General features: G+C 68.3%; 30 protein-coding genes and 1 pseudogene. 11 read left to right on the top strand and 20 right to left on the bottom strand.

Annotation, left to right across the window (positions count from 1 at the left end; all coding sequences use genetic code 11):
- Positions 1 to 22: 22 nt before the first annotated feature.
- The 4 genes from RKE25_RS11920 (at position 23) to RKE25_RS11905 (ending at position 4,082) form a co-directional block, all read left to right on the top strand.
- Positions 23 to 193, top strand: coding sequence for a DUF2934 domain-containing protein (locus tag RKE25_RS11920; protein ID WP_311842383.1), 171 nt, complete (start codon positions 23 to 25; stop codon positions 191 to 193).
- Positions 168 to 2,366, top strand: a complete 2,199-nt coding sequence (gene glgX, locus RKE25_RS11915) for a glycogen debranching protein GlgX (protein ID WP_311838317.1) — start codon at positions 168 to 170, stop codon at positions 2,364 to 2,366. Before RKE25_RS11920 ends, glgX begins: the two co-directional genes overlap by 26 nt.
- 134 nt (positions 2,367 to 2,500) lie before the next feature.
- Positions 2,501 to 2,881, top strand: coding sequence for a hypothetical protein (locus RKE25_RS11910; protein WP_311838316.1), 381 nt, complete (start codon positions 2,501 to 2,503; stop codon positions 2,879 to 2,881).
- 163 nt (positions 2,882 to 3,044) lie between these two features.
- Positions 3,045 to 4,082, top strand: a complete 1,038-nt coding sequence (locus tag RKE25_RS11905) for a DUF535 family protein (protein ID WP_311838315.1) — start codon at positions 3,045 to 3,047, stop codon at positions 4,080 to 4,082.
- Positions 4,083 to 4,085: 3 nt separating this feature from the next.
- Here the strand turns inward: RKE25_RS11905 and RKE25_RS11900 are convergent, their stop codons facing one another.
- The 4 genes and pseudogenes from RKE25_RS11900 to RKE25_RS11885 form a co-directional block, all read right to left on the bottom strand.
- On the bottom strand, positions 4,086 to 6,506 hold the full coding sequence (locus tag RKE25_RS11900; RefSeq protein WP_311838314.1) for a TonB-dependent receptor: 2,421 nt from the start codon (positions 6,504 to 6,506) through the stop codon (positions 4,086 to 4,088).
- 226 nt (positions 6,507 to 6,732) lie between these two features.
- Positions 6,733 to 7,710, bottom strand: a complete 978-nt coding sequence (locus tag RKE25_RS11895; RefSeq protein WP_311838313.1) for a FecR domain-containing protein — start codon at positions 7,708 to 7,710, stop codon at positions 6,733 to 6,735.
- The gene (locus RKE25_RS11890) at positions 7,707 to 8,264 is read right to left on the bottom strand and encodes a sigma-70 family RNA polymerase sigma factor (RefSeq protein ID WP_311838312.1); all 558 of its coding nucleotides are present in this window, start codon (positions 8,262 to 8,264) and stop codon (positions 7,707 to 7,709) included. The genes RKE25_RS11895 and RKE25_RS11890 overlap by 4 nt, the downstream gene beginning before the upstream one ends.
- Positions 8,265 to 9,238: 974 nt before the next feature.
- Positions 9,239 to 9,712: pseudogene (locus RKE25_RS11885) on the bottom strand (DUF6496 domain-containing protein); the annotation flags it as partial.
- A 333-nt stretch (positions 9,713 to 10,045) separates the two neighbouring features.
- Here RKE25_RS11885 and RKE25_RS11880 point away from each other — a divergent pair.
- The 3 genes from RKE25_RS11880 to RKE25_RS11870 are packed head-to-tail and all read left to right on the top strand — an operon-like array spanning position 10,046 to position 12,106.
- The gene (locus RKE25_RS11880; protein WP_311838311.1) at positions 10,046 to 10,309 is read left to right on the top strand and encodes a stress-induced protein; all 264 of its coding nucleotides are present in this window, start codon (positions 10,046 to 10,048) and stop codon (positions 10,307 to 10,309) included.
- Positions 10,310 to 10,359: 50 nt separating this feature from the next.
- Entirely contained in the window at positions 10,360 to 11,019 is a 660-nt protein-coding gene (locus RKE25_RS11875; RefSeq protein WP_311838310.1) for a DUF4142 domain-containing protein, read from the top strand.
- Between the two features lie 58 nt (positions 11,020 to 11,077).
- The gene (locus RKE25_RS11870; RefSeq protein WP_311838309.1) at positions 11,078 to 12,106 is read left to right on the top strand and encodes a BON domain-containing protein; all 1,029 of its coding nucleotides are present in this window, start codon (positions 11,078 to 11,080) and stop codon (positions 12,104 to 12,106) included.
- A 542-nt stretch (positions 12,107 to 12,648) separates the two neighbouring features.
- Here RKE25_RS11870 and RKE25_RS11865 read toward each other — a convergent pair.
- The 5 genes from RKE25_RS11865 to RKE25_RS11845 all read right to left on the bottom strand — a co-directional run bounded on the left by RKE25_RS11865 (position 12,649) and on the right by RKE25_RS11845 (position 14,781).
- Positions 12,649 to 12,969 (bottom strand): hypothetical protein, encoded by a 321-nt coding sequence (locus RKE25_RS11865; protein ID WP_311838308.1) that lies wholly within the window; start codon positions 12,967 to 12,969, stop codon positions 12,649 to 12,651.
- A 6-nt stretch (positions 12,970 to 12,975) separates the two neighbouring features.
- Positions 12,976 to 13,239 (bottom strand): hypothetical protein, encoded by a 264-nt coding sequence (locus tag RKE25_RS11860; RefSeq protein WP_311838307.1) that lies wholly within the window; start codon positions 13,237 to 13,239, stop codon positions 12,976 to 12,978.
- Positions 13,240 to 13,299: 60 nt separating this feature from the next.
- Entirely contained in the window at positions 13,300 to 13,719 is a 420-nt protein-coding gene (locus RKE25_RS11855) for a CBS domain-containing protein (protein WP_311838306.1), read from the bottom strand.
- Between the two features lie 48 nt (positions 13,720 to 13,767).
- The gene (locus RKE25_RS11850; protein WP_311838305.1) at positions 13,768 to 13,959 is read right to left on the bottom strand and encodes a KGG domain-containing protein; all 192 of its coding nucleotides are present in this window, start codon (positions 13,957 to 13,959) and stop codon (positions 13,768 to 13,770) included.
- Positions 13,960 to 14,115: 156 nt separating this feature from the next.
- Entirely contained in the window at positions 14,116 to 14,781 is a 666-nt protein-coding gene (locus RKE25_RS11845) for a UdgX family uracil-DNA binding protein (RefSeq protein WP_311838304.1), read from the bottom strand.
- Positions 14,782 to 14,968: 187 nt separating this feature from the next.
- On the opposite strand from RKE25_RS11845, the gene RKE25_RS11840 reads away from it, so the two are divergent.
- Entirely contained in the window at positions 14,969 to 16,297 is a 1,329-nt protein-coding gene (locus tag RKE25_RS11840) for an Nramp family divalent metal transporter (RefSeq protein ID WP_311838303.1), read from the top strand.
- Between the two features lie 500 nt (positions 16,298 to 16,797).
- On the opposite strand, the gene RKE25_RS11835 is transcribed toward RKE25_RS11840, so the two are convergent.
- The 5 genes from RKE25_RS11835 to RKE25_RS11815 form a co-directional block, all read right to left on the bottom strand.
- Entirely contained in the window at positions 16,798 to 17,763 is a 966-nt protein-coding gene (locus RKE25_RS11835) for a cation diffusion facilitator family transporter (protein WP_311838302.1), read from the bottom strand.
- Positions 17,760 to 18,227, bottom strand: a complete 468-nt coding sequence (locus RKE25_RS11830) for a YetF domain-containing protein (RefSeq protein WP_311838301.1) — start codon at positions 18,225 to 18,227, stop codon at positions 17,760 to 17,762. Before RKE25_RS11830 ends, RKE25_RS11835 begins: the two co-directional genes overlap by 4 nt.
- A gap of 32 nt (positions 18,228 to 18,259) precedes the next feature.
- The gene (locus RKE25_RS11825) at positions 18,260 to 19,267 is read right to left on the bottom strand and encodes an SDR family oxidoreductase (RefSeq protein WP_311838300.1); all 1,008 of its coding nucleotides are present in this window, start codon (positions 19,265 to 19,267) and stop codon (positions 18,260 to 18,262) included.
- Between the two features lie 629 nt (positions 19,268 to 19,896).
- Positions 19,897 to 20,709 (bottom strand): alpha/beta fold hydrolase, encoded by an 813-nt coding sequence (locus RKE25_RS11820; protein ID WP_311838299.1) that lies wholly within the window; start codon positions 20,707 to 20,709, stop codon positions 19,897 to 19,899.
- Positions 20,696 to 21,826, bottom strand: a complete 1,131-nt coding sequence (locus RKE25_RS11815) for a DUF3182 family protein (RefSeq protein WP_311838298.1) — start codon at positions 21,824 to 21,826, stop codon at positions 20,696 to 20,698. Before RKE25_RS11815 ends, RKE25_RS11820 begins: the two co-directional genes overlap by 14 nt.
- A gap of 146 nt (positions 21,827 to 21,972) precedes the next feature.
- Between RKE25_RS11815 and RKE25_RS11810 the strand changes: the two genes are divergently transcribed.
- Positions 21,973 to 22,470 carry a hypothetical protein gene (locus RKE25_RS11810; protein ID WP_311838297.1) on the top strand — a complete coding sequence of 166 codons (498 nt, stop codon included), beginning with the start codon at positions 21,973 to 21,975 and terminating at the stop codon, positions 22,468 to 22,470.
- A gap of 152 nt (positions 22,471 to 22,622) precedes the next feature.
- On the top strand, positions 22,623 to 22,856 hold the full coding sequence (locus tag RKE25_RS11805; protein WP_311838296.1) for a hypothetical protein: 234 nt from the start codon (positions 22,623 to 22,625) through the stop codon (positions 22,854 to 22,856).
- Between the two features lie 178 nt (positions 22,857 to 23,034).
- On the opposite strand, the gene RKE25_RS11800 is transcribed toward RKE25_RS11805, so the two are convergent.
- The 6 genes from RKE25_RS11800 to RKE25_RS11775 all read right to left on the bottom strand — a co-directional run bounded on the left by RKE25_RS11800 (position 23,035) and on the right by RKE25_RS11775 (position 25,313).
- Positions 23,035 to 23,319, bottom strand: coding sequence for a KGG domain-containing protein (locus RKE25_RS11800; protein WP_311838295.1), 285 nt, complete (start codon positions 23,317 to 23,319; stop codon positions 23,035 to 23,037).
- 48 nt (positions 23,320 to 23,367) lie between these two features.
- The gene (locus RKE25_RS11795) at positions 23,368 to 23,574 is read right to left on the bottom strand and encodes a DUF2795 domain-containing protein (RefSeq protein ID WP_311838294.1); all 207 of its coding nucleotides are present in this window, start codon (positions 23,572 to 23,574) and stop codon (positions 23,368 to 23,370) included.
- Between the two features lie 51 nt (positions 23,575 to 23,625).
- Positions 23,626 to 23,898, bottom strand: coding sequence for a hypothetical protein (locus RKE25_RS11790; RefSeq protein WP_311838293.1), 273 nt, complete (start codon positions 23,896 to 23,898; stop codon positions 23,626 to 23,628).
- Positions 23,899 to 24,163: 265 nt separating this feature from the next.
- Entirely contained in the window at positions 24,164 to 24,388 is a 225-nt protein-coding gene (locus RKE25_RS11785; protein WP_311838292.1) for a KGG domain-containing protein, read from the bottom strand.
- Between the two features lie 49 nt (positions 24,389 to 24,437).
- Positions 24,438 to 24,620 (bottom strand): hypothetical protein, encoded by a 183-nt coding sequence (locus RKE25_RS11780; protein WP_311838291.1) that lies wholly within the window; start codon positions 24,618 to 24,620, stop codon positions 24,438 to 24,440.
- Between the two features lie 213 nt (positions 24,621 to 24,833).
- Entirely contained in the window at positions 24,834 to 25,313 is a 480-nt protein-coding gene (locus tag RKE25_RS11775) for a hemerythrin domain-containing protein (RefSeq protein WP_311838290.1), read from the bottom strand.
- Positions 25,314 to 25,484: 171 nt separating this feature from the next.
- On the opposite strand from RKE25_RS11775, the gene RKE25_RS11770 reads away from it, so the two are divergent.
- Entirely contained in the window at positions 25,485 to 25,862 is a 378-nt protein-coding gene (locus RKE25_RS11770) for a response regulator (protein ID WP_311838289.1), read from the top strand.
- Positions 25,863 to 25,956 lie beyond the last annotated feature (94 nt).

The raw sequence follows: 25,956 nt of genomic DNA, 5'->3' as shown, positions 1-25,956 counted from the left end.
CGATTCATCGAATAAGGAGCCTATGCGCGGGCAGGACGGCAGCGGCGAGCGCGAGCAGCGCATCCGCGAGCTGGCCCACCACATCTGGGAGGCCGAAGGCTGTCCCTCCGGCCAGGAGCAGCGCCACTGGTACGCGGCGACCCGGCTGGTGGAAGCCGAGGACAGCGGTGGACACGAAGACGGCGCCGCCTGAGGAGGCGCGTCCCGTGCCTCCCGTCGATCCGCGCGACGCGGCCCCGCATCCCGCCCGCCGGCCATCGCGCGTGCGCGAAGGCCTGCCCTATCCGCTCGGCGCCACCTGGGACGGGCTGGGCGTCAACTTCGCGCTGTTCTCGGCGCATGCCACCAAGGTGGAGCTGTGCCTGTTCGACCGCGACGGCAAGGAGACCGAGCGCATCGCTCTGCCCGAGTACACCGACGAGGTATGGCACGGCTACCTGCCCGACGCGCGCCCCGGCCAGATCTACGGCTACCGCGTGCACGGCCCCTACGAGCCGGACGAAGGCCATCGCTTCAATCCGAACAAGCTGCTGGTCGATCCCTACGCCAAGCACATCGTCGGCGAGCTGGTGTGGAACGACGCCGTGTTCGGCTACACCCTCGGCCACCGCGATCGCGACCTGTCGTTCGATACGCGCGACAGCGCACCCTACGTGCCGAAGGCGCGCGTGATCGATCCCGCCTTCACCTGGGGCCGCCACCGCGCGCCGCGCGTGCCGTGGGAAAACACGGTCATCTACGAAGCCCACGTCCGTGGCTACACCATGCGCCATCCCGGCGTGCCACCGGAGCGGCGCGGCAGCTGCGCGGGGCTCGCTTCGCAGGAAGTGATCGACTACATCCGTTCGCTCGGCGTCACCGCGGTGGAACTGCTGCCCGTGCACGCCTTCGTCGACGACCGGCACCTGCTGGACAAGGGCCTGCGCAACTACTGGGGCTACAACACGCTGGCCTTCTTCGCGCCGCATCCGCGCTATCTGGCCACCCATAGCATCGACGAGTTCAAGTCGATGGTCTCGCACTTCCACGACGCCGGGCTGGAGGTGCTGCTGGACGTGGTCTACAACCACACGGCCGAAGGCAACGAGCTGGGGCCGACGCTGTCGCTGCGCGGCATCGACAACCGCAGCTACTACCGCCTGGCGGACGATCCGCGGCATTACATCAACGACACCGGCACCGGCAACACGCTCAACCTCAGCCATCCGCGCCCGTTGCAACTGGTCACCGATTCGCTGCGCTACTGGGCGCGCGACATGCGCGTGGACGGCTTCCGTTTCGACCTGGCCACCATCCTGGGCCGCGAATGGCACGGCTTCGACCAGGGCGGCGGCTTCCTCGACGCCTGCGGGCAGGACCCGGTGCTCAGCCGCGTCAAGCTGATCGCCGAACCGTGGGACCTGGGCCCCGGCGGCTACCAGACCGGCGGCTTTCCGCCCGGCTGGGCCGAATGGAACGACAAGTTCCGCGACACTGTGCGCGGCTTCTGGCGCGGCGACGAGGGACTCGTCGGCGAACTGGCCACACGCCTCACCGGCTCGGCCGACCTGTTCGACCGGCGCGGCCGGCGGCCGTATGCCTCGGTCAACTTCGTGACCGCACACGATGGCTTCACCCTGGCCGACCTGGTCAGCTACGAAAGCAAGCACAACGAAGCGAACGGCGAAGACAACCGCGACGGCTCGGACCACAACCTCAGCGCCAACTACGGCGTGGAAGGCCAGACCGACGACGAAGCGATCAATGAACTGCGCGCCAAGCAATGCCGCAACCTGCTCGCCTCCCTGCTGTTGTCGCGCGGCACGCCGATGCTGCTGGCCGGCGACGAGTTCGCCCGCACGCAGCAGGGCAACAACAACGCCTATTGCCAGGACAACGAACTGGCCTGGCTGGACTGGCGCGGCCCGACCGCCAACGAGGACCTGGTGCGCTTCGTGCGCAAGCTCGTCTCGCTGCGCAAGCGCTACACCCTGCTGCGCCGCAACCGCTTCCTCACCGGCGAGCCGGACGAGCTGTTCGGCGTGCGCGATGTCACCTGGCTTACGCCCGGCGGCGAACCCATGGAGGAAGAGCACTGGAACGACCCCGCCAACCGCACGCTCGGCATGCTGCTGGACGGCCGCGCCAGCCCCACCGGCATCCGGCGCATGGGCGACGACGTGAGCCTGCTGCTGATCGTGCACGGCGGCGAGCAGCCCCTGCATTTCCACCTGCCGGGCATGGACGAGGTGGAGGACTGGCGCCTGCTGCTGTCCACCGACACCACCCTGCAGGAAGGCAGCCGCTACGACAGCCCCAGCCCCATGCTGTTGCCGCCGCGCACGCTATGCCTGCTGCGCGCGAGGAACCGGCGCGAGGCACAGTGACCCACAGGCACTCGGGTTCGGATTCGGGGGCCTACGGCGCGGTGAAGCCGCAGCGGCACGCAAGCCAAGTCCCCAATGAGTGTTTCCCTCTCACTCCGCACGCGCGAACATAGGCCACCCCGCCGGAGCCCGCCATGTCTTCTCCCACGCCCGCCCTCGTCCACGCCCCGCTGATCAGCTTCGACCTGGGCGAGCTCAACGCGCTCCTCACCGGTCTCCCCGGCGACTTCCCGGCCCCGTTGTACCGCAGCCTGGAACAGCTGCATGCACGCCTGGGCGATTACCACCGCGTCGCCGGCACGCTCGTTTCCCTCGAAGAACTCACTGCGATCTACGAGGCCATCGTCACCCCGCTGGATGAAGTCGAAGCGCAAGCCCGTGCCCGCGTGCTCAGCGAATCCATGGAGCACTGGTGCCACGAAGTGAATCGCCAGATGACGCCCCTGCGCGAAGCGATCACCGGGGAGCCGGCCGACAACCTCGCCTTCGACGACGATGTGAGCTGGGATGCCTGAGCAGGCGCGGCAAGCCTGATTCCCGCAGCGGAACGCCCCGGCCGGCAAACTTTTGCGATGCCAACTCAAAGTGGCGTTTTGACGGCGCCTTCACCCGGGATTTCAAAAATTCCGCCCTCGCCCGTCTTGGTTTCCGTTCAAGCGGCTTTGGACTGGAATCGTCATGAAGGCAGCAGTAAGCGAAGGGTGGATGGACGGCGTTGCCGACGCGGTGGCACCGCGGGCGGGCGGGGTATTGCTGTTGCAATCCTTCCGCGGGCGATGGGACCTGGGCCATGCCCCGAATCTTCGCCAGCTGCGCGGCTACGCGCACTATGCCCGCCATAGCCTGGCCCATCTCCCCCGCCAGCTGAACTGGCTGCGTTTTCTGGACGGCGCCGAGGCCATGCGCCAGGCGGTCCGCGCCGATCCCGGCCTGTACGGCCGCTGGCACCGGCCCTTCATGTCGCGCGAGCTCGGGCCGGACGCCCGCATGCGCCTGCTGCAGGCCCATTACCGCTTCCTGCTGGAACGCTTTCCGCCGCGCCTGCGCGACAAGCTGCTGCGCGGGCACGACGTGCGCATCGGCACTTTGCGCCTGCGCGACGGCACGCCCGTGCACCTGCACCTGCGCAAGCCCGCGGTGCGCGCCATGGGCGAACTGGGCCTTTACCTGGTCAGCAACGACAAGGAGGTGCTGTCCTCCTGCAGCTTCACCTTCGGCGGCGAGGAAGGCCTGCTGATCGGCGCGATCCAGGGCGCCTGGTCGTTCCTGGGGCGCAACCCGATCCGCGCCTTCACCCGGGGCAGCCACGGCGTGCGCCCGAAGACCCTGCTGCTCACCCTCGTCCGCGTGCTCGCCCGCCTGTACGGCATCGAACGCCTGCGCGGCGTGGCCAAGGCGGCGCACCCGTTCGCCGCGCAGATCCACGCCGACTACGATGCCTTCTGGCGCGAGAACGGCGGCGTTCCCGGCGAAGACGGCTTCTACGAACTCCCCCGCTTCGGCGCCCGCCGCCCCATCCGCACCCTGCCCAGCAAGCACCGCGCGGCGCGCCGCCGGCGCGAACAATTCCTTGACGAGGCCCGTGCGGTATTCCTGCGGGCGATGGATTGGCGGGTGCCGACGGCGCCGGCACCATCGCCTTCGGCGGAAAGCGTCCGGCGCGCGGCGCGCGAAGCCGCCCCCGCGGCCGGCCTGGGGCCTCGCGCGCTGGCGTGAGGCTCAGAAGTCGTACACCCCCGTCACCATCGCCATCCGCCCCTGCCGCACCGGCACGAAGCTCTGGTCGGCGTTGATGGCGTAGAGGGTGCGGTCGAGGAGGTTCTTCACCCCGAGGGTGAGGCGCCAGGCATCGCCGTAGTAGGTGACGTTGGCGTCGACGCTGGCCTGGCCGGGAATGTCGAAGTAGCCGCCGCCCTGCAGGCGGCCGACGCTGCGGCTGCGCGCGGCGATGCCGGCGGCGACGCCCCAGGATTGCAGCGGCCCGCGCTGGAAGCGATAGCTGGCCCAGGCGCTGAGCAGCTGCCTGGGTGCGGCGACGGGCTGGGTGCCGTCGTCGTTGCGGATGCTGGCGTTGGTGTAATTGAGCACGCCTTCGAGGCCGCGCGTGATCTGGCCGGCGAACTCCACTTCCACGCCGTGATTGGTCTGGCCGGGGCCGGGCGTCGCGAAATACGGCGGCTCCGGAGAGATGTAGTCGACGCTGTGGTCCAGCGTGATGCGGTACCAGGCGACGTTGAGGCGCGCGCGCTGCTGGAACAGGTCGATGCGCGTGCCGGCTTCCCATTGCCGCGACTTCGCCGGCGGCAGCGGCTGCCCGTTCTCCCCGAGCAACGAATTGGCCTGGAAGCCGGTGGTGTGGTTGGCATAAAGCGCCACCGCGGGCGCGAGCTTGTAGAGCACGCCGGCCTTCGGCACCCATTGGTGCTTGCGCAGCCGGCGCGGGCTGCCGTCGGCCCACGACGTCGACAGCTCGTACGAGGTACGGCGCAGCGCGAGCAGCAGGTCCCAGCGCTCGCCGAGGGCCATCTGGTCCTGCAGGAACAAGCCCGTCTCGGTGGTCCAGGCGCCGCCGCCGAGCGTCTGCACGATCGTGGCCTCGTCCGTGCTCACGCGCGCGGACGGCAGCGCGGCGTCGGCGAACAGGTTGTACGACTGCGATGCGCCGACCTTCAGCGTGTCGCGCTGGCGATCGCGCCCGGCTTTGGTGCGCGCGTAGTCGACGCCCAGCACCACTGTGTGCGAGACGTCGCCCTGCTCGAACACGCCGGTCAGGTCGTTCTGCAAGGTGTAGAACGCATCGGAGTAACGGAAGCTGCGCGCGGTCGCGTCGACGTCGCCGCTCAGGTAGCCGTCGGTCAGCGACCAGCCCTGGCCGCTGGTGCGCTGCTGCACGTACTGGCCGCGGCTGCGGAAGGTCCAGCGGCTGTCCAGCCCCTGCTCCAGCGTGTAGACCGCGCGATGCGTGCGATAGGTCGAATGATCGCCGGGATTGCCCGCCAGGATGCCATAGGGCGACATGGTGGCCAGCGTGTCGCCCAGGAGCACGGTGTGGTCCGGTCCCGGCACGCGGTTGATGACGTTCTCGTAGCCGAGCGTGAAACGGGTGGCGTCGCGCTCCCAGCCGACCGAGGGCGCGAAGTACGCGCTGCGCTGCCCGCGGTAACCCTGCGCGCTGCGGTCGGCATGATTGCCGGCGGCGACCAGGCGATAGGTCCAGCCGCTGCCTTCGCCCATTGCGCCGGCCAGGTCCAGGCCCAGGCGCGCGCCGTCGTAGCGGCCGAGCGACCAGCTGAGCTGGCGCACCGGCTCGCTCTGCGGCCGCTTCATCACCACGTTCACCAGGCCGCCGAAGTTGTTGTTCACCGAGGCATCGCCGAGGATCGCCTCCGGCCCCTTCAGCACTTCGATGCGCTCGATGCCGATCAGCGGCGGCAGGTCCTCGGTGCGCGCCACGCCGTTGGGCATGCCGTCGGTCATGCCGTTGCCGGCATTGAAGCCGCGGATGCGGAACAGCGCGGGGCCATCGAAGCCGTCCATGTACTGCACGCCCGCCACGTTGCGCACGGCGTCGGCCACGGTCACCGCCTGCTGCGTGTCCATCAGGTCGCGCGTGACGATGCTCACCGCTTGCGGCACCTTCGCCAGCGGCGTGTCGGTGCGGGTGGCGGCGCGGGTGCCGCCAGCCGTATAGCCCACGTCGCCCAGCGCGGTGCCCTGCACCTGGATCGCCGCGAGCGAGGCGACGATCGGCACGCTGGGCTTGGCCGCCAGCAGGCTGCTGCGGTAGTAGCCGGCCGACGGCGGCAGGGCACTGCGCTTGATCACCACGGTGCCGGCATCGAAGCGCTCGTACTCCAGGCCGGTGCCGCGCAGCAGCGCGGCCATGCCCTGTTCCAGCGTCAGCGCGCCGATGGCGCCTTCGGTGCGCAGGTCGGCAATGGCCTCGCCGGCGGTGAGCACCTGCACGTTGGCCTGCTTGCCGAAGGCGATCAGCCCGCTGGAAAGCGGCTGCGCGGGAATCGCGAAATCCACCGTGATCCCCACCATGCCCCTTGGGGGCGCCGGATCGGCCCATGCGCCGGCGATGGCGAGCGACAGCGCGAAGCTGCCGCCGAACCATGAAAACGCGCGCCGAACCATGCGGTGTGGAATCCCCCGACGTCAAAACCCTAAAGGCCGGAGTCTGGCATGGCTCGGGGCCGACACCAAGGCCGCGAAAGTGAAGGCCGGAGGCTGGGGGCGGGTAGCGGGGGCATGCCGTCGGGCCCTTCCGCCTGCGGGGTTGCAGCGAAAGCGCGGTCGCGGCCTCGCCAGACCCGGGCCGTGCCGCGGACTCTCGCCCCCACTACCCGCCCCCAGCCTCCGGTCACTGGCGGCTGGCGCTGGACAGCACCACGTGGTCGCCGAACGCGCTCACCCGTACCGGAAACACGCGCGGCAAGGCCTCCACCCAGCGGTCGATGGCATCCACGCGCACCGTGCCGGTGAACGTCAGCTCACCCACGCCCGCATCGGCGATCTGCACCGGTCGCCGGCTGTAGCGGTTGATGTTGGCGATCACCACGGAAAGCGGTTCGTTGACGAACTCCAGGCGACGACCGCGCCAGGCGGTGGCGTCGTCCAGCGCGATCGGCCCGATGCGCAGGCCCGCGGCGGGGTCGTACAGCACCTGCTGCCCGGCCGCCGCCTCCAGCGCATCCCGCCCGTCCGGCGGCGTCACCCGCACCCGGCCCTCGGTGACGGCCACTGCCACACGGTCGCCGGTGCGGCGCACGTTGAAGGCGGTGCCGAGGTCGCGGATCAGCACCGGCCCCGCGGCCACCTCGAACGGCCGCGACTCGTGCGTGACGGTGAAGAACGCCTCGCCGTCGCGCAGCTCGATCTTGCGCAGGTCGCCTGCATAGCGCGCGACGATGGCCGACGCGCCGCCCAGGGCGACACGGGTGCCGTCGGGCAGGTCCAGCTCGCGGTCCTGGCCCACGGCGCTGGCGTATTCCTGCGCGGCCGGTCGATGCAGGCCGTCCAGCATCCGCCCCGCCAGTGCCACGATCAGCAGCGATGCGGCCACCGCGCCCAGCCACAGCGGCCAGCGCACGCGCCGCTCGGCGGTGCGCACGAACTCGGCCACGAACGCTTCGCGGGCATGGACATCCGTCTGCCCCAGGCGCTGGCCCAGCCGGCTGACTTCCTCGAAGGCCTGCGCGTGGCGCTCGTCCTCGTCCATCCAGGCCAGCCATTGCTCGATGGTGGTGTCGGAAGGGTCTTCCGCGCGCAGCCGCGTCCACCACTGGGCGGCCGCCACGTTCGCGCGCTCGTCGGCGCCGGTGAATGTCGTGCCCATCATGGCGTCTCCGTGAACTGGATGCGCGCGCGGCAATGCGCCAGCGCGTTGCTGACGTGGTAGCGCACCATGCGCTCGCTGAGTTTCATGGTCTGGGCGATGGCGCCGAAGTCGCGCCCCTCGATCACGTGCATCACGAAAGCCTTGCTGGTCTTGGCGGGAAGCTCGCGCAGCGCCGCGCGCACTTCCCTCCACTGTTGAAGCGCCGAGGCGTGCTGCTCGGGAATGGGCTGCGCGAACCAGTCCTCTTCCGGCCCGTCCACCGGCGCATTGGCCCGCACTGTGCGCATGCGCAGCCGGTCCACCGCGAGGTTGGCGGCGATCCGGAACAACAGCGCGCGCGGCGAGGCGATCGGATCGGGGTCCTTCATCGCCAGCATCCGCACGTACACCTCCTGGGCCAGCTCCTGCGCATCCGAACGCGAGTTGAGCCGCGCCTGGAGAAACGCGACCAGGGCCCGGTTGTGCTCCCGGAACAACGCCGCAACCTGCCCCGCCCGATCCCCCGCCCCCGCGGCCGGATCCGGCGGAGCGGCGTGAAGATCCGGGCTATCCATGGGGAAGGCCGGCATGTGGTGGGCGATAGGCAGTCATGCAGTCGTGCGCGTGATTTGTCCGTAAGAACAGCCTAGACGTTCCGGGGGGAGGAAATTGAAATGGGGGTGGCTGGATGGGCTGGCCGGGGGATTTCGCGGAGGGTGCCCGGGGTGACTGGCGCATGGACGAGCGTTCTGGCAAGCCCCCACCCCTCATCCCGCCTTCTCCCCGGAGGGGAGAAGGAGAAGTGCGGTACCGAGGCAAAGCAAAAGCAAAAACAAGAGCGAGCGAAGCGACGCTCCGTCGCGCTCTTGATCTCCCGGGTTCCCTTCGCGGCGGTGAGGGCTGGACGATCAGGCCGCCGCAGGCGGGCGGGGACAGGACGTCCCCGCCTTTTCGATTCGGGCAGGGATGCCCGATCGAAAAGCCCGGCCAGCCCTCAACGCACCCGGAGGTGGCGAAGGCCACCGGAGGGCGCCGCGCAGGGGCCCCTTTCTTCTTGGTTACTTCTTCTCGAGGTCCCCCTTGAGGGGATTGGGCAAGCAAAGAAGAAGTAACTCGCTCTCCGGCAGGAGAGCGAAACCCTCGCCCCGCACGGGGCGAGACAAGGCTGGCCATGAGGCGACATGAAGAGGACGAGGCAACCCTCAGCGCCCGTTGGGGTTCGCAGACTCCCCCCAACCTACCGAAGGCAGGTAAGCCCCGCGGCATGCGAAAGCGAGAGGCCCTCGCCTCCGCGGGACGCGCCCCCCTCGCGCCCCGCGCGAAACCCAGAACCACCCCAACATCATCCAGCCCGCCTCCGCGCCCCCTTCTTCGCCGCCGCCGACCGCCCCGAAGCACTCCGCTTCCGCGGCGCCTTCCGCGCGGCCGTGCGCTTGCTCGCCGTCTTTCTGGTCGCCGCCTTCCTGCTCGCCGTCTTCTTGGACGTCGACCGACCGGCGCTACGTGTCCGCGCGGCTTTCTTCGCCGCCGCCGAACGGCTCGACGCACTGCGCGTCCGTGCCGCCTTCTTCGCGGCCGTCGAACGCCCCGCCGCGCCCTTGGTGCGCGCCGCCTTCTTCGCCGCCGCCGAACGCGAGGACGACGTGCGCTTCGACGCCGCGCGCTTGCCCTGCTTGGACAGCGACTTGCTCGATGCCGCCGAATGACCTTCGCGCTTCAGCGCGCCGGCGGTGGCACGCGAGCGTCGTGTCGACTTCTTGTGCGGGTGCCGCGCCGCGCGCTCGTCCTGGGCGGCCTTCTTGCGCGTGGATTTGCTTGCCGATTTCTTCACCGGCGCCTTTACGCCCGCGCGACGCGCCTTGGACAGGCCGATGGCGATGGCCTGCTTGGCTGAGCGGGCGCCATGCTTGCCCTCGCGCACGTGCTCGATCTCCTCGTGCACGTACTCGCCGGCCTGCGTGCTGGGTGCTTTGCCCTGGCGTTTGTCCCGCGCCGCGGCTTTGCGGGTTTTTTCCTCGGGCATGGCGTTTCCTCCGCGAAACGAAAAAGTGTTTGTCGGTGTAGGCCGCATGCTGTCGACAACGGGTCGACGGTACGTCAAGCGGATGCGTGCGTGCGGCTGCTGTTCAGCGACGCGGCTGGCCTGTGCGTGTGCGCAGCGCACGGCATGCGCATGTAGTTCTTTCACGCTGACGAAAAATTTGCGCTGCGCAAAGGTCGCATGGCGGATCGTCGAAGCCACGGATGGCGCCGCTGCGCCATTCCGCCGAATGGCACGGATGTTGCGACGACCCAGGCGCGCAACCGGCAACAGCGGTGTGCGCCATCCCCCTCGACATACAAGAGAGAGAAGCCCATGACCTCCAAAGAGACGGCAGGACAAGCAGCGCCTCTTCGCGGTTTCGCGCGGATGGATCCCCAGCGGCAGCGCCAGGTGTCATCGCTGGGCGGGCGCACGGCGCACGCGCGCGGCAGCGCGCACGAGTTCACCAGCGAAGAAGCCCGCCTCGCGGGCCACAAGGGTGGCAAGGCGGTCAGCGAGAACCGCGAGCACATGGCAGCCATCGGCCGCATCGGCGGCCGGCGCCTGAGAACGCAACGCCAGTCGCAGCCCTCCTGAGGACCGCCTCCGCCCCGACCATCTCTTCCCACAACGGATCGGAGAGCGCCATGCATAAACGCACCCTGTTCTTCACGGCCCTCGCGGCGACCGCAGTCGCGGTCGCCTGCCCCGTGGCCGCCCAGACTTCCCCGTCGGGCCAGACGGCCGCGGGCGCCAGCGCCAGTTCGGTCGATCAGACCTTCCTCACCCATGCCGCCGCCGACGGCACCGCCGAAGTCGCGCTCGGCCAGCTGGCCTTGCAGAAATCCAGCTCCGCGCAGACCAAACAGCTGGCACAGCACATCGTCGACGACCACACCAAGGCGAACGAGCAGCTCGTCGCCCTCGCCCGTCAAAAGCAGATCACCGTGGCGCCGGAGCCCGACGCGAAGGCCAAGCAGAAGATGGACAAGCTGCAGAAGCTCGACGGCGACGCTTTCGACCACGCCTACGCGCAGGCCATGGTCAAGGACCACCAGGCAGCGGTCCAGCTGTTCACCAAGGCTTCCACTGGCGCGAAAGACCCCGACGTCAAGCAGTTCGCCACGCAAACCCTCCCGGTGCTGAAGAACCACCTGCAGATGGCAAGGGATCTGCGCCAGGAGAGCCGCTCCAGCGGCCAGCCGCAGAGCAGCCCGCCGAACACCATGCAGGAAACGCCGCGTACCTCGCCGCCATCGAATACGCCGCCCACCACCGGCGCACCCGGCGGCCGCAGCGGCGGCTGATCCGCTGTCCGACCACGGTTGAGCGGGCGCGCGAGCGCCCGCCACGGAGTAGAACGTCATGAACCAGCGTTACAACGATCCCTACCGCCGCCAACGCGGCGACTACGGCCAGGGCCAACGCGACCAGGGGCCTGGCTATGGGCACGACGACGGAGGCCTGTATGGCCAGCGCGGCGGCGGCGCGCGCGGATATCGCCCCGGCGGCGGCCAAGGACCGCAGCAGGGCCCGCAAGGCTCCTGGCTCGAGGACCATCGCCGCTACGGCCAGCAACAAAGCGCCTACGGCGGCCGCGAACGCCATGCCGGCCGCAACGATTACCTCCCGGCCACCAGCGAAGGCTACGGCGACATCGACGACGATTACCTGCCGCCCGCCTGGGACGAAGCCGGCCCCCAACACGGCGGCTATCGCAATACCTTCGCCAGCGATACCACCGGCTACGGCTACGGCGGCTTCGATCGCGGCGGCGAATGGGGCAACCGCCCACGCGACGAATATCCGCGCGGCTTCGCCGGCTACGGCTCCGACCGCGAAGGCCGCCTGCAGGGCCCTTACGGTGTGCGCCGCGACCATGGCGAACGTCAGCTCGGCCAGGGCTACGGCTCACCGTCCGGCGGCGCGTCCTGGGGCGGTCCATCCTGGAACGATCCGCAACACCGCGACTACCAGGCCGACTACGGCCGCCGCCAGTACGCCCGCAGCCCCACCGAGTTCATGGGCGAACGCTATCCCTACGGCCACGACTACGGCGCCGGCCCCAGCCACTACCGCAAAGGCCCGAAGGGTTATCAGCGCTCCGACCAGCGCATCACCGAAGACGTCAGCGAACGCCTTTCCGAAGACCCGCATATTGATGCCAGCGAGATCGAGGTGGGCGTCCAGGGCGGCATCGTCACGCTCAAGGGCACCGTACCCGCGCGCTACATGAAGCACCTGGCGGAAGACTGCGCCGACCGCTGTTTCGGGGTGAAGGATGTGGAGAACCGCATTCGCGTGGAGATTCCTGCCGATCAGCGGGACGACGATCTGCGCAGCACCACTGCCGGCGCAGGGACGTTCGGGACGACGCAGGAGAGTCGGCATTAGTAGGAGGCGATATGGGGAGGAGAGAAGATGGCCGCGTAGAGCGGCCATCTTTTTTTTGTGGGTGCGCACATTCGGACGTCACCGCGAGCACCCGCCCCTCATCCCGCCTTCTCCCCGGAGGGAGAAGGAGAAGTGAGGTACTGAGGCGAGAAAAAAAACCGCAACGCTCAACGAGCGAGCTTTTGCTCTTCCCGGGTTCCCTTCGCGGCGGTGAGGGCTGGACGATCAGGCCGCCGAAGGCGGGCGGGGACAGGACGTCCCCACCTTTTCGATTCGGGCAGGGATGCCCGATCGAAAAGCCCGGCCAGCCCTCAACGCACCCGCAGCAGCGAAGGCTGCGGAGGGCGCCGCGCAGGGGGCCCTTTCTTCTTGGTTACTTCTTCTTTGGGCAAGCAAAGAAGAAGTAACTCGCTCTCCGGCAGGAGAGCGAAACCCTCGCCCCGCACGGGGCGAGACACGGCTGGCAATAAGGCGACAACCGAACGCCGCTTTACAAGGCAAAACGCAAAGCCGCCGACACCCCGGCGGCCCCCGCCCCACCCTCAACACCACGCCCTCGGCCGCTGATCCGGCGGCGCCACCGGATCGATCACTGGCGCCGGCTCATCCGGATCCACCAGCGGAGGAGGCGCCGGTTCCGGCATCGGCGGGATCTCCGGCGAATCCGGCAATGGCGTCGGGGGGACCGCTGGCGGGGCTCCCGGCGGCTTCACCGGGTCCGGCGTCGGGGCGGGCACCTCCCCCATGCCCGTCCAGGAGAACGTCGACGGTGCATACAAGGTGGCCCTTGCCTCGCGCGGAACGCGGATGTCGGAATCGCGGATGTCGAAAACGAAGCTCATGAGAAGGATGTCCAGGCGCACACCGGATCAGTGCGTCGTCGTCGTGGCCGGTGCCGGCGAGGAAGCGTTCGACGCAGGCGTCGACGTCGAGCCGGCGGGCGGCGTCTGGTTCGGGTTGGTCTGCGCCGGGTTGCTCTGGTTCGGCGAAGGCGGCGTCGTGGCCGGTGCGGTTGCCGACGAGGCTGGCGAAGAAGCACCCGGCTGCATGTTGTCGTCCTTGTTGCGGCAGCCGGCGGCGGACAGCAGGACGATGGTGAGAGCGGTGGTCGCGTAAGCGCTGAAGCGTTTCATGGGAAACCTCGTTGTCGTTGGACGGCGTGCGCGCCGGACGTGGCGATCGGCCGGTAGCGGTCAATGCGGCGTCGAAACACGCTCGGATACCTCGGCCTTCAGGGAGCGGGCGTTGGTGCGTTCCAGGTCGGCGAGCGCGACGATGCCGCAGATCTCCCCCTGGCCGTCGGTGATCGGGACGCGGCGGATGCGTTCGCCCTTCATCAGGTTGGCGACGTCCTCCACGGAGGCGTCATCGCGCAAGGTCCGGGCCGGGGAGGTCATGCACTGCCCCACTTTGGCCTGGTCCGCGCGGTCGCCGCTGGCGACGCAGCGCACCACGATGTCGCGGTCGGTGATGACGCCCGCCAGGCGCCGTTGTCCGTCGACGACCGGCACTTCGCCGACGTCTTCCTCGAGCATGATCCGCGCGGCGTGTTCCAGCGTGTCGTCCGCCGAACAGCAGCGCGGCTGCGGGGTCATGATGTCTCGTGCCTTCATCACGGTCTCCGCGGGGCCGCGGCGCTCCGCGGCCCCGCCTGTCGGGTATCAGCGATTCTTGTGGCTCTGCTCGCCCGCGCGGACGTGCTGCTCATGCGTGCCGCCGCGGCTGCCGGCGTTCTTGGTGTCGGCGCTGCTGTCGCGGCCGGTGCCGCCATGGCTGGCCTTGCCGCCCTTGCTGGCGATTTCGCGTTGTTTCTGTTCGTCCATCGAGCCGAAGCCACGCTTGCTCTGGTTCATGATTGTCTCCGGTTACATCAGGGAAAGTGGGTGCGCATCGGGCAAGCAACGCACGGCGCCGCGCCCTGGCGATCCGCACAGGTGCATGGTGCGGGTCAACGATTGAAGGGGATGCGTGCACGCGGTCAACGGTCTCTTCCACACGCCCGGCGATATTCATGTGGCGGCAAGCTGCGCGGCGACGAGACGAAGGTCCGCCACCAGTTCGGCGTACGCGCGTTCGCGCGACGCTTCGTCGCGGACGCGCAGCACGTACGACGGATGCCAGGTGGAAAGGCCCTGCGCGGTGGCGCTGAGCGGCAGCCATTGCCCGCGCTGCCGCGTCATGCGGAACTGCGCGCCGAACAGCGTCTGCGCGGCCATGGCGCCGAGCGCGACGACCACGCGCGGCTTCACGCGCAGCAATTCCGCGGCCAGCCACTGGCGGCAGGCGGCCTGCTCGGACGCGCTCGCGCGCTTGTGCAGGCGCGCCTTGCCACGCGGCTCGAACTTGAAATGCTTCACCGTGTTGGTGAGGTACAGATCCTTGCGCTGCAGGCCAGCCTCTTCGAGCGCCTTGTCCAGGATGCGCCCCGCCGGTCCGACGAAAGGCTCGCCCTGGAGATCCTCCTGCGCGCCCGGCTGCTCGCCCACCAGCATCACCTGCGCATGCGCCGGCCCCTTGCCGAACACGGTCTGCGTGGCGTGCATCCACAGCGGGCAGTCGTGGCAGACCAGCGCCTGCCGGCGCACGCTGGCAAGCGTGCCCGCGGGAAGGCGTTCGGGCGGCTTGGCGAGGTGAATTTCCGGCGCGTCGAGCTGCGTTTCTTTCCAGGCGGGCATGCGGGCCTCCACGGCCTTCGCTTACCTTGCTGGTAACCGATGCCGCCTGAAGATGCGGTCGAAACGGCGTTAGCGGACGCGGGCACGAAGGACCCACATGAATGGCTCACGGCGCGCCGTCGCCAATTTCACGCGTGGATGAAACCTCGCGACGGAAGCTGGCGTCCCACGCCAACGCCCCCGCCGCATGCCGAACAGCCGCCCCCAGGCGCCACGCGCGCACCGCGAACATCGCTCCACCGGCCAACCTGCCCGTACACCCTGGCTCAAGCGCTTCAGCGCTGGCCTGATCGCCGGTGCCGCCGACGACGATCCCAGCGGTATCGCCACCTACTCCCAGGCCGGCGCAAAGTTCGGGTACGGCACGCTGTGGACGGTCCTGCTATCGATCCCGCTGATGGTGGCGATCCAGGCGGCCAGCGCGATGATCGGCCGCGTCACCGGCAAGGGCCTGGCGCAGAACATGCACAAGCGCTTCCCAGCCTGGCTGGTGCGCAGCCTGGCCGTGTGGGTGGCCTTCGCCAACGTGATCAACATCGGCGCCGACGTAGCGGCGATGGGCGCGGCCGTGCAGCTGCTCGCCGGCGGCCCGCGGCTGCTGTACTGCGCGGTCGCAGCCCTGCTCTCCCTCGCGCTGCAGGTCTATGTGCCGTTCTCGCGCTACTCGCCTTACCTCAAGGTACTCACCTTCAGCCTGTTCGCCTACGTAGGCACGCTGTTCGTGGTGCACGTGCCGTGGAACGAGACCCTGCTGGCGCTGGTCAAGCCGGGCATCCGGCCGGATGCCGATTACGCGGTGATGATCGTCGCCATCCTCGGCACGACCATAAGCCCCTACCTGTTCTATTGGCAGGCGGCGCAGGAAGTGGAGGAACTGCGCCAGAGCGACGAACGCGAGCCGCTCAAGCAAGCCCCGCAGCAGGCGCCCGAGGCACGCCGCCGCATCCGCATGGATACCGTGGTCGGCATGGTCTACTCCAACATCGTGGCGTTCTGCATCATGCTCACCGCCGCGGTGGTGCTGCACGCGCACGGCAAGACCGACATCAACAGTTCCGTGGACGCCGCCTCCGCCCTGCGCCCCGTCGCCGGAAATCTCGCCTTCGCCCTGTTCGCCGCCGGCATCGTCGGCACCGGCCTGCTCGCCGTCCCCGTCCTTGCCGGCTCCACCGCCTATTTCCTCGCCGACGCCTGGCGCCGCCCCACCGGCCTGGAGAAGAAACCGGCGCAGGCCAAGTCGTTCTACGCCGTACTGATCGCCGCCGTCCTCCTCGGCACCGCCCTCACGCTCCTGCCCATCGACCCGATGAAAGGCTTGTTCTGGAGCGCCGTGATCAACGGCGTCGCCGCCGTACCGCTGATGGCAGTCATTCTGCTGCTCGCCACCGACCACCGTGTCATGGGGGAGCACAAGATCAGCCCATGGATACGCTGGGGTGGATGGGTCGCTACCGGTGCGATGGGGGTGGCGGATGTGGTGATGTTTGTGACGTTGCCGGGGCAGTTGGGCGGGTGATGGGTTTCTTGGGCGCCGTAGATGGCCCTTCGCGAGCACCCACCCCTCATCCCGCCTTCTCCCCGGAGGGGAGAAGGAGAAGTGCTGTACCGAGGCAAGCACAGCTAGTGCGAGCTTTTGCTCTTCGCTTTTGCTTTCCCGGGTTCCCTTCGCGGCGGTGAGGGCTGGACGATCAGGCCCGCGAAGCGGGGCGGGGACAGGACGTCCCCGCCTTTTCGATTCGGGCAGGGATGCCCGATCGAAAAGCCCGGCCAGCCCTCAACGCACCCGCAGCAGCGAAGGCTGCGGAGGGCGCCGCGCAGGGGGCCCTTTCTTCTTGGTTACTTCTTCTTTGGGCAAGCAAAGAAGAAGTAACTCGCTCTCCGGCAGGAGAGCGAAACCCTCGACCCGGAGGGGCGAGACATGGCTGGCCATGAGGCGACATGAGAGGACGAGGTGCTCCTTAGCACCCGTTGGGGTTCGCAAGCTCCCCAACCTACGCGTTACGCGCCACACAAACCTCAAACCCTCTGCGCCTCAATAAACACCCTCCGAATCTCCGGATGCGCCTGCTTGATCAACCCCTCCATCCGACTCACCGCATCCTGCACCGCTCCCGCCGGCAACGACGGCACAAACGACACGCTCACGTTCAACAACACCTCCCGCGGCGCGAAATGCATCGTCAGCAGCTCGTTGATGCCGCTCACCTCCGACTGAGCCAGCACCAGCCGGCGTACGTCCGCCGTCACCTCCGGACTCACCGCCTCGCCCACCAGCAGGCTGCGGCACTCGTTCGCCAGCAGCATGGCGGTCGCGGCCAGGATCAGGCCGATCACGATCGATGCCAACCCGTCGTAAATGGGATTGTCGAGCACGGTCGACGCAGTGACGCCGGCCAGTGCCACCAGGATGCCGAGCAAGGCGGCGGTGTCCTCGAACAGTACGGTGAAGATCGTGGGGTCCTTGCTCGCGCGCACCGCCTGGAGCAGCGTCAGGCGGCGCGTCTGCCGGCGGAACGTGCGCAAGGCCAGCAGCCACACGCTGCCTTCGAACACCGCCGCGGAAAGCAGCACGACGTAGCTGGCCCATACATGCTGGATCGGGTGCGGGGCGCGGATCTTCTCCACTCCCTGGTACAGCGAAACGCCCGCGCCCAGCCCGAAAATCAGGACGGCCACCATGAAGGCCCAGAAGTACAGCTCCAGCCCGTGGCCGAACGGGTGCCGCGGCGTCGGTGGACGCGCCGCGCGCCGCATGCCGTGCAGGAGCAGCAGCTGGTTGCCGGTATCCACCACCGAATGGACCGCCTCGCTCCACATGGCGGAGCTGCCGGTGACGAAGGCGGCCACCGCCTTGGTCGCAGCGATCGCGCCGTTGCCCAGCAGAGCCGCGATGACCACACGGCGGGACGGCCGGTCGCGTCCGAGCCGCCAACGTTCGCCCGCCGTCGTGCCGGGTGCGGATACGGCTGCCGGGGCCTTCATCGGTGCACGACGGTGATCTTGCCGTTCGGCTCAAGCCTGGCTTCCACCACCTCGCCGACGCTCAGCACGCCCTGCGCACGCAGCGCGCGCTCGAACATCGCCATCGGCACGTTGTTCCGCCGCAACGCCTCGCGGTCGACCAGTCCATAGCGTGCCAGCACCTCGGGCTGGCCTTCGACGATGCGGTTGAGCAGCGACATACGCGCGGTGAAGAAGGCGATCGCGCGGTCCAGCGCCAGGATGGTGGCGACGCCGATGAAAGAGCCGAGCAGCGAGTTGTCATTGCCGACGATGGCGGTGCGCAGCGTGCCGCCCACCAGAATGAGCACCACGATATCGAACGCGGACAGCTCGCCGAACGTACGCTTGCCGGCGAGCCGCAGCAGCACGAGCAGGCCCAGGTAGGCGATGGCGCCCCGGATCACGAACATGTACCAGGGCATGGTGAGGTCGGTCATGTTCATGGCTGCGCTCCTGATCGCTCAAGGCGATTCGATCAGCCGGTCGGGCCTCCCATCACCGGCAGGATCGCGCCGGAGATGTAGCTGGCGCAGCTCGGCGCCGCGAGGAACACATAGGCGGGAGCCACTTCTTCCGGCTGCGCCGGACGCCCCATGGGGTTGGACGCGCCGAACTTGGCCACGCCCTTGGCCGGCTTGTCGGCGGGATTGAGCGGCGTCCATACCGGCCCCGGCGCCACCGCGTTCACGCGGATGCCCTTCTGCACCAGGTTCGCCGACAGCGAGCGGGTAAATGCATGGATCGCGCCTTTGGTCGCCGAGTAGTCGAGCAACTTGGGGCTGCCGAACAGGCCGGTTTCCGAGCCGGTGTTGATGATGCTGCCGCCCGCCTTCAGATGCGGAAGCGCGGCACGGGCCATGTGGAAGTAACCGTAGAGATTGGTGCGGAAGGTCATGTCCATGTGTTCTTCGGAGATGTCCTCCAGCGAGTCGGCGTGCTCCTGGAAAGCGGCATTGTTGACCAGGATGTCCAGGTGGCCGAACGCCTCCACCGTCTCCTCCACCGCCTGCTCGCAGAAGTCCGGATCGGCGACGTCGCCCTGGATCAGCACACAACGCCCGCCTTCTTCCTCGACGTGACGCTGGGTCTCCTCGGCGTCGTCGGTGGCGTCGAGATAGACGATGCCCACGTCGGCGCCTTCGCGCGCAAACAGCACCGCCACGGCGCGCCCGATACCGGAATCACCGCCAGTAATCAGCGCCGCCATGCCCTTGAGCTTCTCGCTGCCTTTGTACTCGGGCGCCTTGAACTGCGGCCGCGGCTGCAGCTGGTGTTCCTTGCCGGGCTTGGCCTGATGCTGCTCCGGCAAGGGCGACTCGGGTTGTTTGCGTGCGCCGGCCTGCTTGGGCTTGGCGGATGTCTTGGCGGCGGCGCCTTTCTTCGCGGAGGCCGACTTGCTGGCGTCCTTCTCGTCGATGTCGCGCTGGATGGCGCGCTGGCGGTTGGCGGCGGTGGTGGCTTTGGCTCGGGTGCGGGTGGCCATCGATGGGGTCCTCGTGGCGGGCTCTTGCGATGTGGGGGCGCGGGGGCGCCGGCTCATGCTTGGGATGGTGGGTTTGTGGCTATGAACTCGTTGTCAAAAGGGGTTGGTGGTGGTGTGAGGGGTGGGGGTTTGTTGGGTTTTTGCGCGCGAATTTGGCGCGTGGCTTTGCTTGGCGCGAAATCCAGTGGCGTCATGGCTCGGTTGTCGCCTCACCGCCAGCCTGGTCTCGCCCCTCGCGGGGCGAGTGGTTTCGCTCTCCTGCCGGAGAGCGAGTTACTTCTTCTTTGCTTGCCCAAAGAAGAAGTAACCAAGAAGAAAGGGCCCCCTGCGCGGCGCCCTCCGGTGGCCTTCGCCACCTCCGGGTGCGTTGAGGGCTGGCCGGGCTTTTCGACAGGGCATCCTGCCCTGATCGAAAAGGCGGGGACATCCCTGTCCCCGCCCGCCTGCGGCGGCCTGATCGTCCAGCCCTCACCGCCGCGAAGGGAACCCGGGAGATCAAGAGCGGCACGGAGCATCGCTTCGCTCGCTCTTGTCTTTTTCTTGCCTCGGTACCGCACTTCTCCTTCTCCCCTCCGGGGAGAAGGCGGGATGAGGGGCGGGTGCTCGCGATAAGACAGCTAAAGCCCAGCCTACCCTTCCACCCTCCGCAACGGCGTCTCCTGCTTCGCACTCCCCCGCACCTTCGATGCCGCCGCACGCACCTGCCCTTTTGCGCCCAGCATCATTTCCTCCAGCCAGTGCGAAAGGATGGAGCCGTAGGCTTCGCGGGAGGTTTCGTCGGTGAGGCTGTGGTCGGCGCCGCGGATGACGCGGTACGTCAGTGAGTGCGTGTTCTCGCAAGCCTTGCGGTAGCTGGCCAGCACGGCGCCTGGGACGATTTCGTCGTGTTCGGATTCGACGATCAGAACATCGCCGGTGAAGTGAGCGCATGCGCGTAGCGCGCGGTTGTCTTCCGGTTCGATGGGACGCCTGCGGTAATCGGGGAGCTGCTGCACGCGGGCCAGCAGGCGCTTGGGGACCGTCCAGTCCTCGTCCTTGTAGATGGCGGGGGCGCGCAGGCCCAGCCAGCGGACGCTGCGGCGTTCGGTGAGCAAGGCGGCCAGGTAGCCGCCGTAGCTGCTGCCGACGACGGCGATGGAGTCACGCTCGACCAGAGGGTGGGCGGCGAGGAAATCGTAGGCGGCCAGCATGTCGTGCAGGTTCTCTTCGCGCGAGACCGTATCGCGCTGGCTCGCCGTGGCAACGTGGCCGGTGAGGTCGAAGGTCAGGCAGACGCAACCGAGCGCGGCGACCTGGTGGGCATTGTTGCGGTACTGCCGCTGGCTGCCGCCCCAGCCGTGCACCATCAGCACGCCGGGCATGCGCGGCGCGGGGGAGATCAGCGTGCCCGCGAGTTCGCGGCCACGCATGGTGATATGGATGACGTCGTCACGTACCGGCACTGCGTTTGGTCCTCACATACTTCACCAGGAAACCGGCCTTGGGGTCGTCGCCGTGGAACACGATCTTGGCGTCGTCCGGCACCGGTTCGCGCCTGTCGTAGCTCTCGCGCGTCGAGGCCCATACCGCACGGCGTGACGGATGCGCCAGCAGCGAACCCACGGCTTCCACCTCCGCCGCACTCGCGCCGCCGATGCGCCAGGACTGCTCCAGTACGCCCGAATACCAGCGCCCGTTCGCATCCTTGCCCTGCGCCACGTCGTAGTTGGCGCGCGAGGCGTAGGTACCGGGGAAGCAGCGGATCGCTTCGTCGTGGTAGCAGCGCGCCTGCTCCACCGCCAGGCGCTGGTCGCCGGTGAGCGGCAGCTGGCGCAGGGCCTCGAAGTCGCCGCGCGTGCACAGCAGGTCGGTGCCGCCGTACACCATGTCGCCATCGTGGTTGCGGATGAGCCGCTGCCGCCCGACGTAGGTGGCCTGGATGCCGTCGAGCACGACCTGGCCCACGCTGATCGTGGCGACCTCGTCCAGGTTGCGCTCCACCACCAGGCCGTCCTCCAGCCACGGACCGGGGCCCATGGATTCGATCAGCGGCTCGAGCTCATCCACCGTCTTCACCACGCGCTGGCCCTGGCCGCCCATGTCGCGCGGCGACTTGATGCGCACGCCGCCTTCACGCAGCAGCTGGCCGGTGGCCGTGCGCAGGTCCGAGGGCGTGAAGACCGAAAAGCCCGGCAGCACCACATCGATGATTTTCGAAGCGAACAGATCGGACCAGCCAGACGGCGCCACCGCGCCCGGACGCACCAGGCCGTGCGTGATGAGCTTGGTGCCCACGAAGTCTTCGGTGACGACGCCGCCGAACAGGTCCGCCGGCGACTCGATGCCGAAGCGGCGCGCTTCCCGCAGGTTCAGCGTGCGGTAGGGCACCACGTAGCGCTCGCCGCGCGGGTGGCGTTCGGTGTCGCGGCCGATGCCGCCGTAGCTCATGCCGAGCAGGCCGGCCAGGCGCTCGGCCACCCACAGGTGGGACGCGAGCTCGTGTCCGCCGAGCGGCTGGCCCATGGGCGCGTAGACGAGCACGCGTCTTGCATCGCGGGAACGCAGGGAGATCTCTGCCATGGACACGCAGTTCCTCCGGCAATGGAAACGATCCGGCGAATCCGCCGGGCCGCGTCCACAGTGTTCCCGCCGGAACGCGCAAGGCACGTGAACGCCACGGCGGCGCACCGCGTCGCCGCCCCCGCCACAGACAGCCGAGGCACGCCATGAAAACCCGACACGTCTACAGCACTACCGGCATCGACATGGTCAAGGACGGCATCCGCGTCGCGCGCCAGTCCGGCATCGCGCACGAGGACGTATCGCTCGTGGCCCGCGAAGACATCGAACTCGAAGCGATCCCGGAAGAACGCAAGGTGGTCGACAACGACTTCTACCCTGCCGCGCTGCGCGGCGCAGGCATCGGCGGCGCGTCCGGCCTGCTCGCCGGACTGGTGGCGGTGGCGATCGCGCCGATTGGCCTCACCCTGGCGGGCGCCGGCGCGATGGCGCTGGCCGGCGCCGCCGTGGGCGCGTGGGCCAGCGCGCTCGCCGGCTCGGCGATCCCCGATCCGGTGCGGCGCAAGTTCGAGGACGAGATCGAGCAGGGCCGCATCCTGCTCGTGCTGGACGGCGATGCGGAAACGCTGGACCGCGCATCGCCCCGGCTGGCGGACATTGGCGCAAAGCGGTTGCCCTTCGATACGCCCACGGCGCTGAGCTGACGCGGGCCCGCGTCGGCGGCGCGCGCCGCTGGAAAATTTTGCCCGCCTCGGCACATCTTTCCACGCGCGACCGGCGCCGCGCGGCGCGCTCGCGGCGGCCGCCGCGGCACAGCTCTTGCTGAGCAACCGTCGTCCATCACAGGGAGACCGACATGGGCCTGAACCTTTACGACGGCCGCGGCTGCGCGCTGGTCGACCAGCGGATGAGCTGGCGCGACATGGTGCAGACGCCGATCAGCAAGCTGGAAGACGACGCCTTCACCCGCGTGCGCGCGATCCTGATGGAAGGCGATCCTGATGAACGCGATCCTGATGAACGCGCTGGAGATGGAAGCGCTGCGCTTCGGCCATGCCTTTGCGCGCATGGACGGCCGTCTGCTTGGTGAACTGGCCACGGTGCGGCGCATCGAACAGCACCAGGCCACTACGGTGAACGGGCTGATCGGCGCGGACCACTCGCCGCTGGCTCGACGGGCAAAAAAGCCGCCGGGCGGCGCGCAACCATGGGTGTGGGATGCGCCGCTCGGCGGACCGCAGGCTAACCGATGCCTGCCGGGTCAGGGCTTACTCGGACTGCTTGCCCTTTTCGATCAGCTCGCGGACGCGTTGACCGCCCTGCTTGCCGAGTTCCGAGTAGCCCTCAGGGCCAAGTTCTTCCTTGCGGGCTTCGCCGCCCTGTTTGCCGAGCTTGGAATAGCCTTCCGGCCCCAGCTCTTCCTTGCGGGCTTCGCCGCCCTTCTTGCCCATCTCCGAATAGCCTTCCGGCCCCAGCTGTTCCTTGCGGATCTCGCCGCCCTTCTGGCCGGCTTCGCGAACGCTCATGGAACCCTTGTCTTCATTGCTAGCCATGTTGCACCTCGTATCGTGTGTGGGGTTTACAGGTGGCTTGTCGCGCCACTATTCGATCTCGCCGTAGCCCTTCATGACTTCCTGGGGACCGCCGAACTGGTCTTCGGGGAGACGTTCGATGGTGTCCAGGATCTCCTGCGGGGCGCTATTGCGCCTGGCCTGCGCGAGCAGGTCCTCCTTGCTGGCGGGATAGGAGACATCGCTCAGGTACTTCTGCACGTTGGCGGGGGAGTGCCCCCCTACGCCTCGGGTCATGGGATGGTCCTCCGGTACTGAAGGGAGACGGGTACGGAAGGGAGCACCGCGTCATTCGTCGCGGCCGCCCTCGGACTGCTTGCCCTTCTCGACCAGTTCGCGGACGCGCTCACCGCCCTGCTTGCCGAGCGTGGAGTAACCCTCCGGGCCCAGCTCTTCCTTGCGGGCTTCGCCGCCCTGTTTGCCGATCTCGGACATCGCATCGGGGCCGCGCTGTTCGCGCAGCGCCTCGACGCCCTGCTTGCCGAGCTGCGAGTAACCCTCCGGCCCCAGCTCTTCCTTGCGGGTCTCGCCGCCCTTCTGGCCGGCTTCGCGGACACTCATGTTGCCCGTTCCCTGATTGCGCTCGTTGGTGGCCATGTCGTGTTTACCTCCAATAGTTGCTTCGTGTGATGCGCGGCTCGATGACTGCGCGAGATGGACTTTTGCAACCGCCATGCCAGCGCTCTGGCGGCGCCCGACGCCTGTCTGCAGGGCGCTTGATAAGCGATGGATCGGCGTGGCGCGTTGTAAAAGTTGGCGGGGCTGGTAAATAGTTCGGGCCCGCACGAGCGGTTGCCCGCCGGCAACCGCTCCGGTGCGGATGCGATCACTCGGCGGACTTGCCCTTGTCGATCAGTTCGCGCACGCGATGCCCGCCCTTCTGGCCCAGTTCGGAATAGCCTTCGGGGCCGAGTTCCTGCTTGCGGGCTTCGCCGCCCTGCTTGCCGAGCTTGGAGTAACCCTCCGGTCCCAGCTCTTCCTTGCGGGCTTCGCCGCCGAGGCGGCCGGCTTCGCGAACGCTCATGTCGCCCTGCCCTTTCTGCTTCGTCATGTCGGTGCTCCTGTGTCGTGGGGTGGAATGGAATTCGTGCAACGCTCCGTCAGTGACGCTTCTCGTTCTGACGGCCTTCGTTCACCAGCTCGCGCACGCGCTGCCCGCCCTTGTGGCCGGCTTCGCGCACGGACATGCCGCTAGCGCTCTTCTCGTTGCCGGACGAGCGCGACGACGCGGACTTGCCTTGCTTGCCGCTGTTGGATGCGTTGCCTTGCTGCTTGCTTGCCATAGCGATCTCCATGGTCGATTGGATCGAGTTCAAGCGTCCGGCTGCTGACCGGACGTACGTAGCAAGCAACGGAGGTGCCATGACAACGCACGTCGCCGAACGCATGCCGAAGCACGCAGACAGGCGCGCGCGTGGAGTGGCGTGAGGCTGGCGGATGCCAAAACGAACGGACCGGCGCGAATGGATCGGCGTGGCGGAATCGGCGCGAAGGGATCAGCGCGGCGAAGGCATCGCGCGTATGCGTCCGCGTGCGCGGATGTCTTTCGCCACCTGCAGCAGCACCGGCAGTTCGTCACCGCCGGGCTTGAGCCAGCGACGCGCGTATGGGACCAGCACACCTTCCGCCTCGAAAGCATGCAGTTCGAGCATGGTGCGCAACTGTTCGAACGACACGCGCCAGGTGCGCGGATCGCAACCGGCCACGCGTTCGAGTTCCGAGAGCAGCTCATGGATGGCCATGTGCTCTTCGAGACCACGCTCGATCAACTGGTGCGCCTGCGGCGAACGCGGCAGGCGCAGGTAGATGCGCTTCTCCACCGCCAGGTGCGCGCGGGCGGCCCATGCGATCAGCGCCGTCCGCTGCCAGCGCCAGGCGAACTGGCGCACGCCCTCGTCCGCCTCGCGGCCAGTCTCGTCCAGCAGTTCTTCGATGTCCGAGTAACCGCCCTCGAACTGGCTCCAGAGGTCAGGCATGCCAGGTTCCTTCGTTTCGGCTCGCGCTAGGGCTCGGGTTCCCCCAGGGAACCATCGGCAGCACGAGCAGGGTTCGTGCCAGCCGGTCGTTCACCTGCCGGCCGGTTCCGTCACGCGCCCGTGATGTCGCTGGGAGGACAGTCCAACCCGTGCCTGCTCCGAGTCCTCCCTGTGTCCACGATCCTGGTCATTGAAGACGAACCCGAGATTCTCGAAGTCACCAGCGTGTTGCTGAAGTCGTCCGGTTACGACGTCATCGACGCGCGCAGCGCCGAGGAAGGCATTCGCATGGCCGGTGCTCGGGCGGACATTGACGTGGTCTTCACCGACGTCAACCTCGGTCATGGCATGAGCGGCACCGACCTGGTGGACCGGTTGCGCGCACAGGGCTCGCACGCCGCGATGGTGGTGGTGTCGGGCGACCTGGACCCGTTCAGCGGATGGACCCACCCCCACGCCGTCTTCCTTCCCAAACCTTACGGCCGCCGGCAACTGCTGTCGGCCATCGCCGAAGCTCGTGGACGTGTCGTGGAAGGGCTGCCTTCCTGACAACCCGCAGCCATTGAGACGACCAGCAAGGATTCCGCGAGCCGAGCGCGTGGCGCGCCCTGCTCGTTTTCTCACGTCCGGCCAGCCGAGCGGA

It is taken from the genome of Dyella sp. BiH032 (assembly GCF_031954525.1).
Classification (GTDB): domain Bacteria; phylum Pseudomonadota; class Gammaproteobacteria; order Xanthomonadales; family Rhodanobacteraceae; genus Dyella_D.
This window is presented reverse-complemented; position numbering and strand designations above follow the sequence as displayed.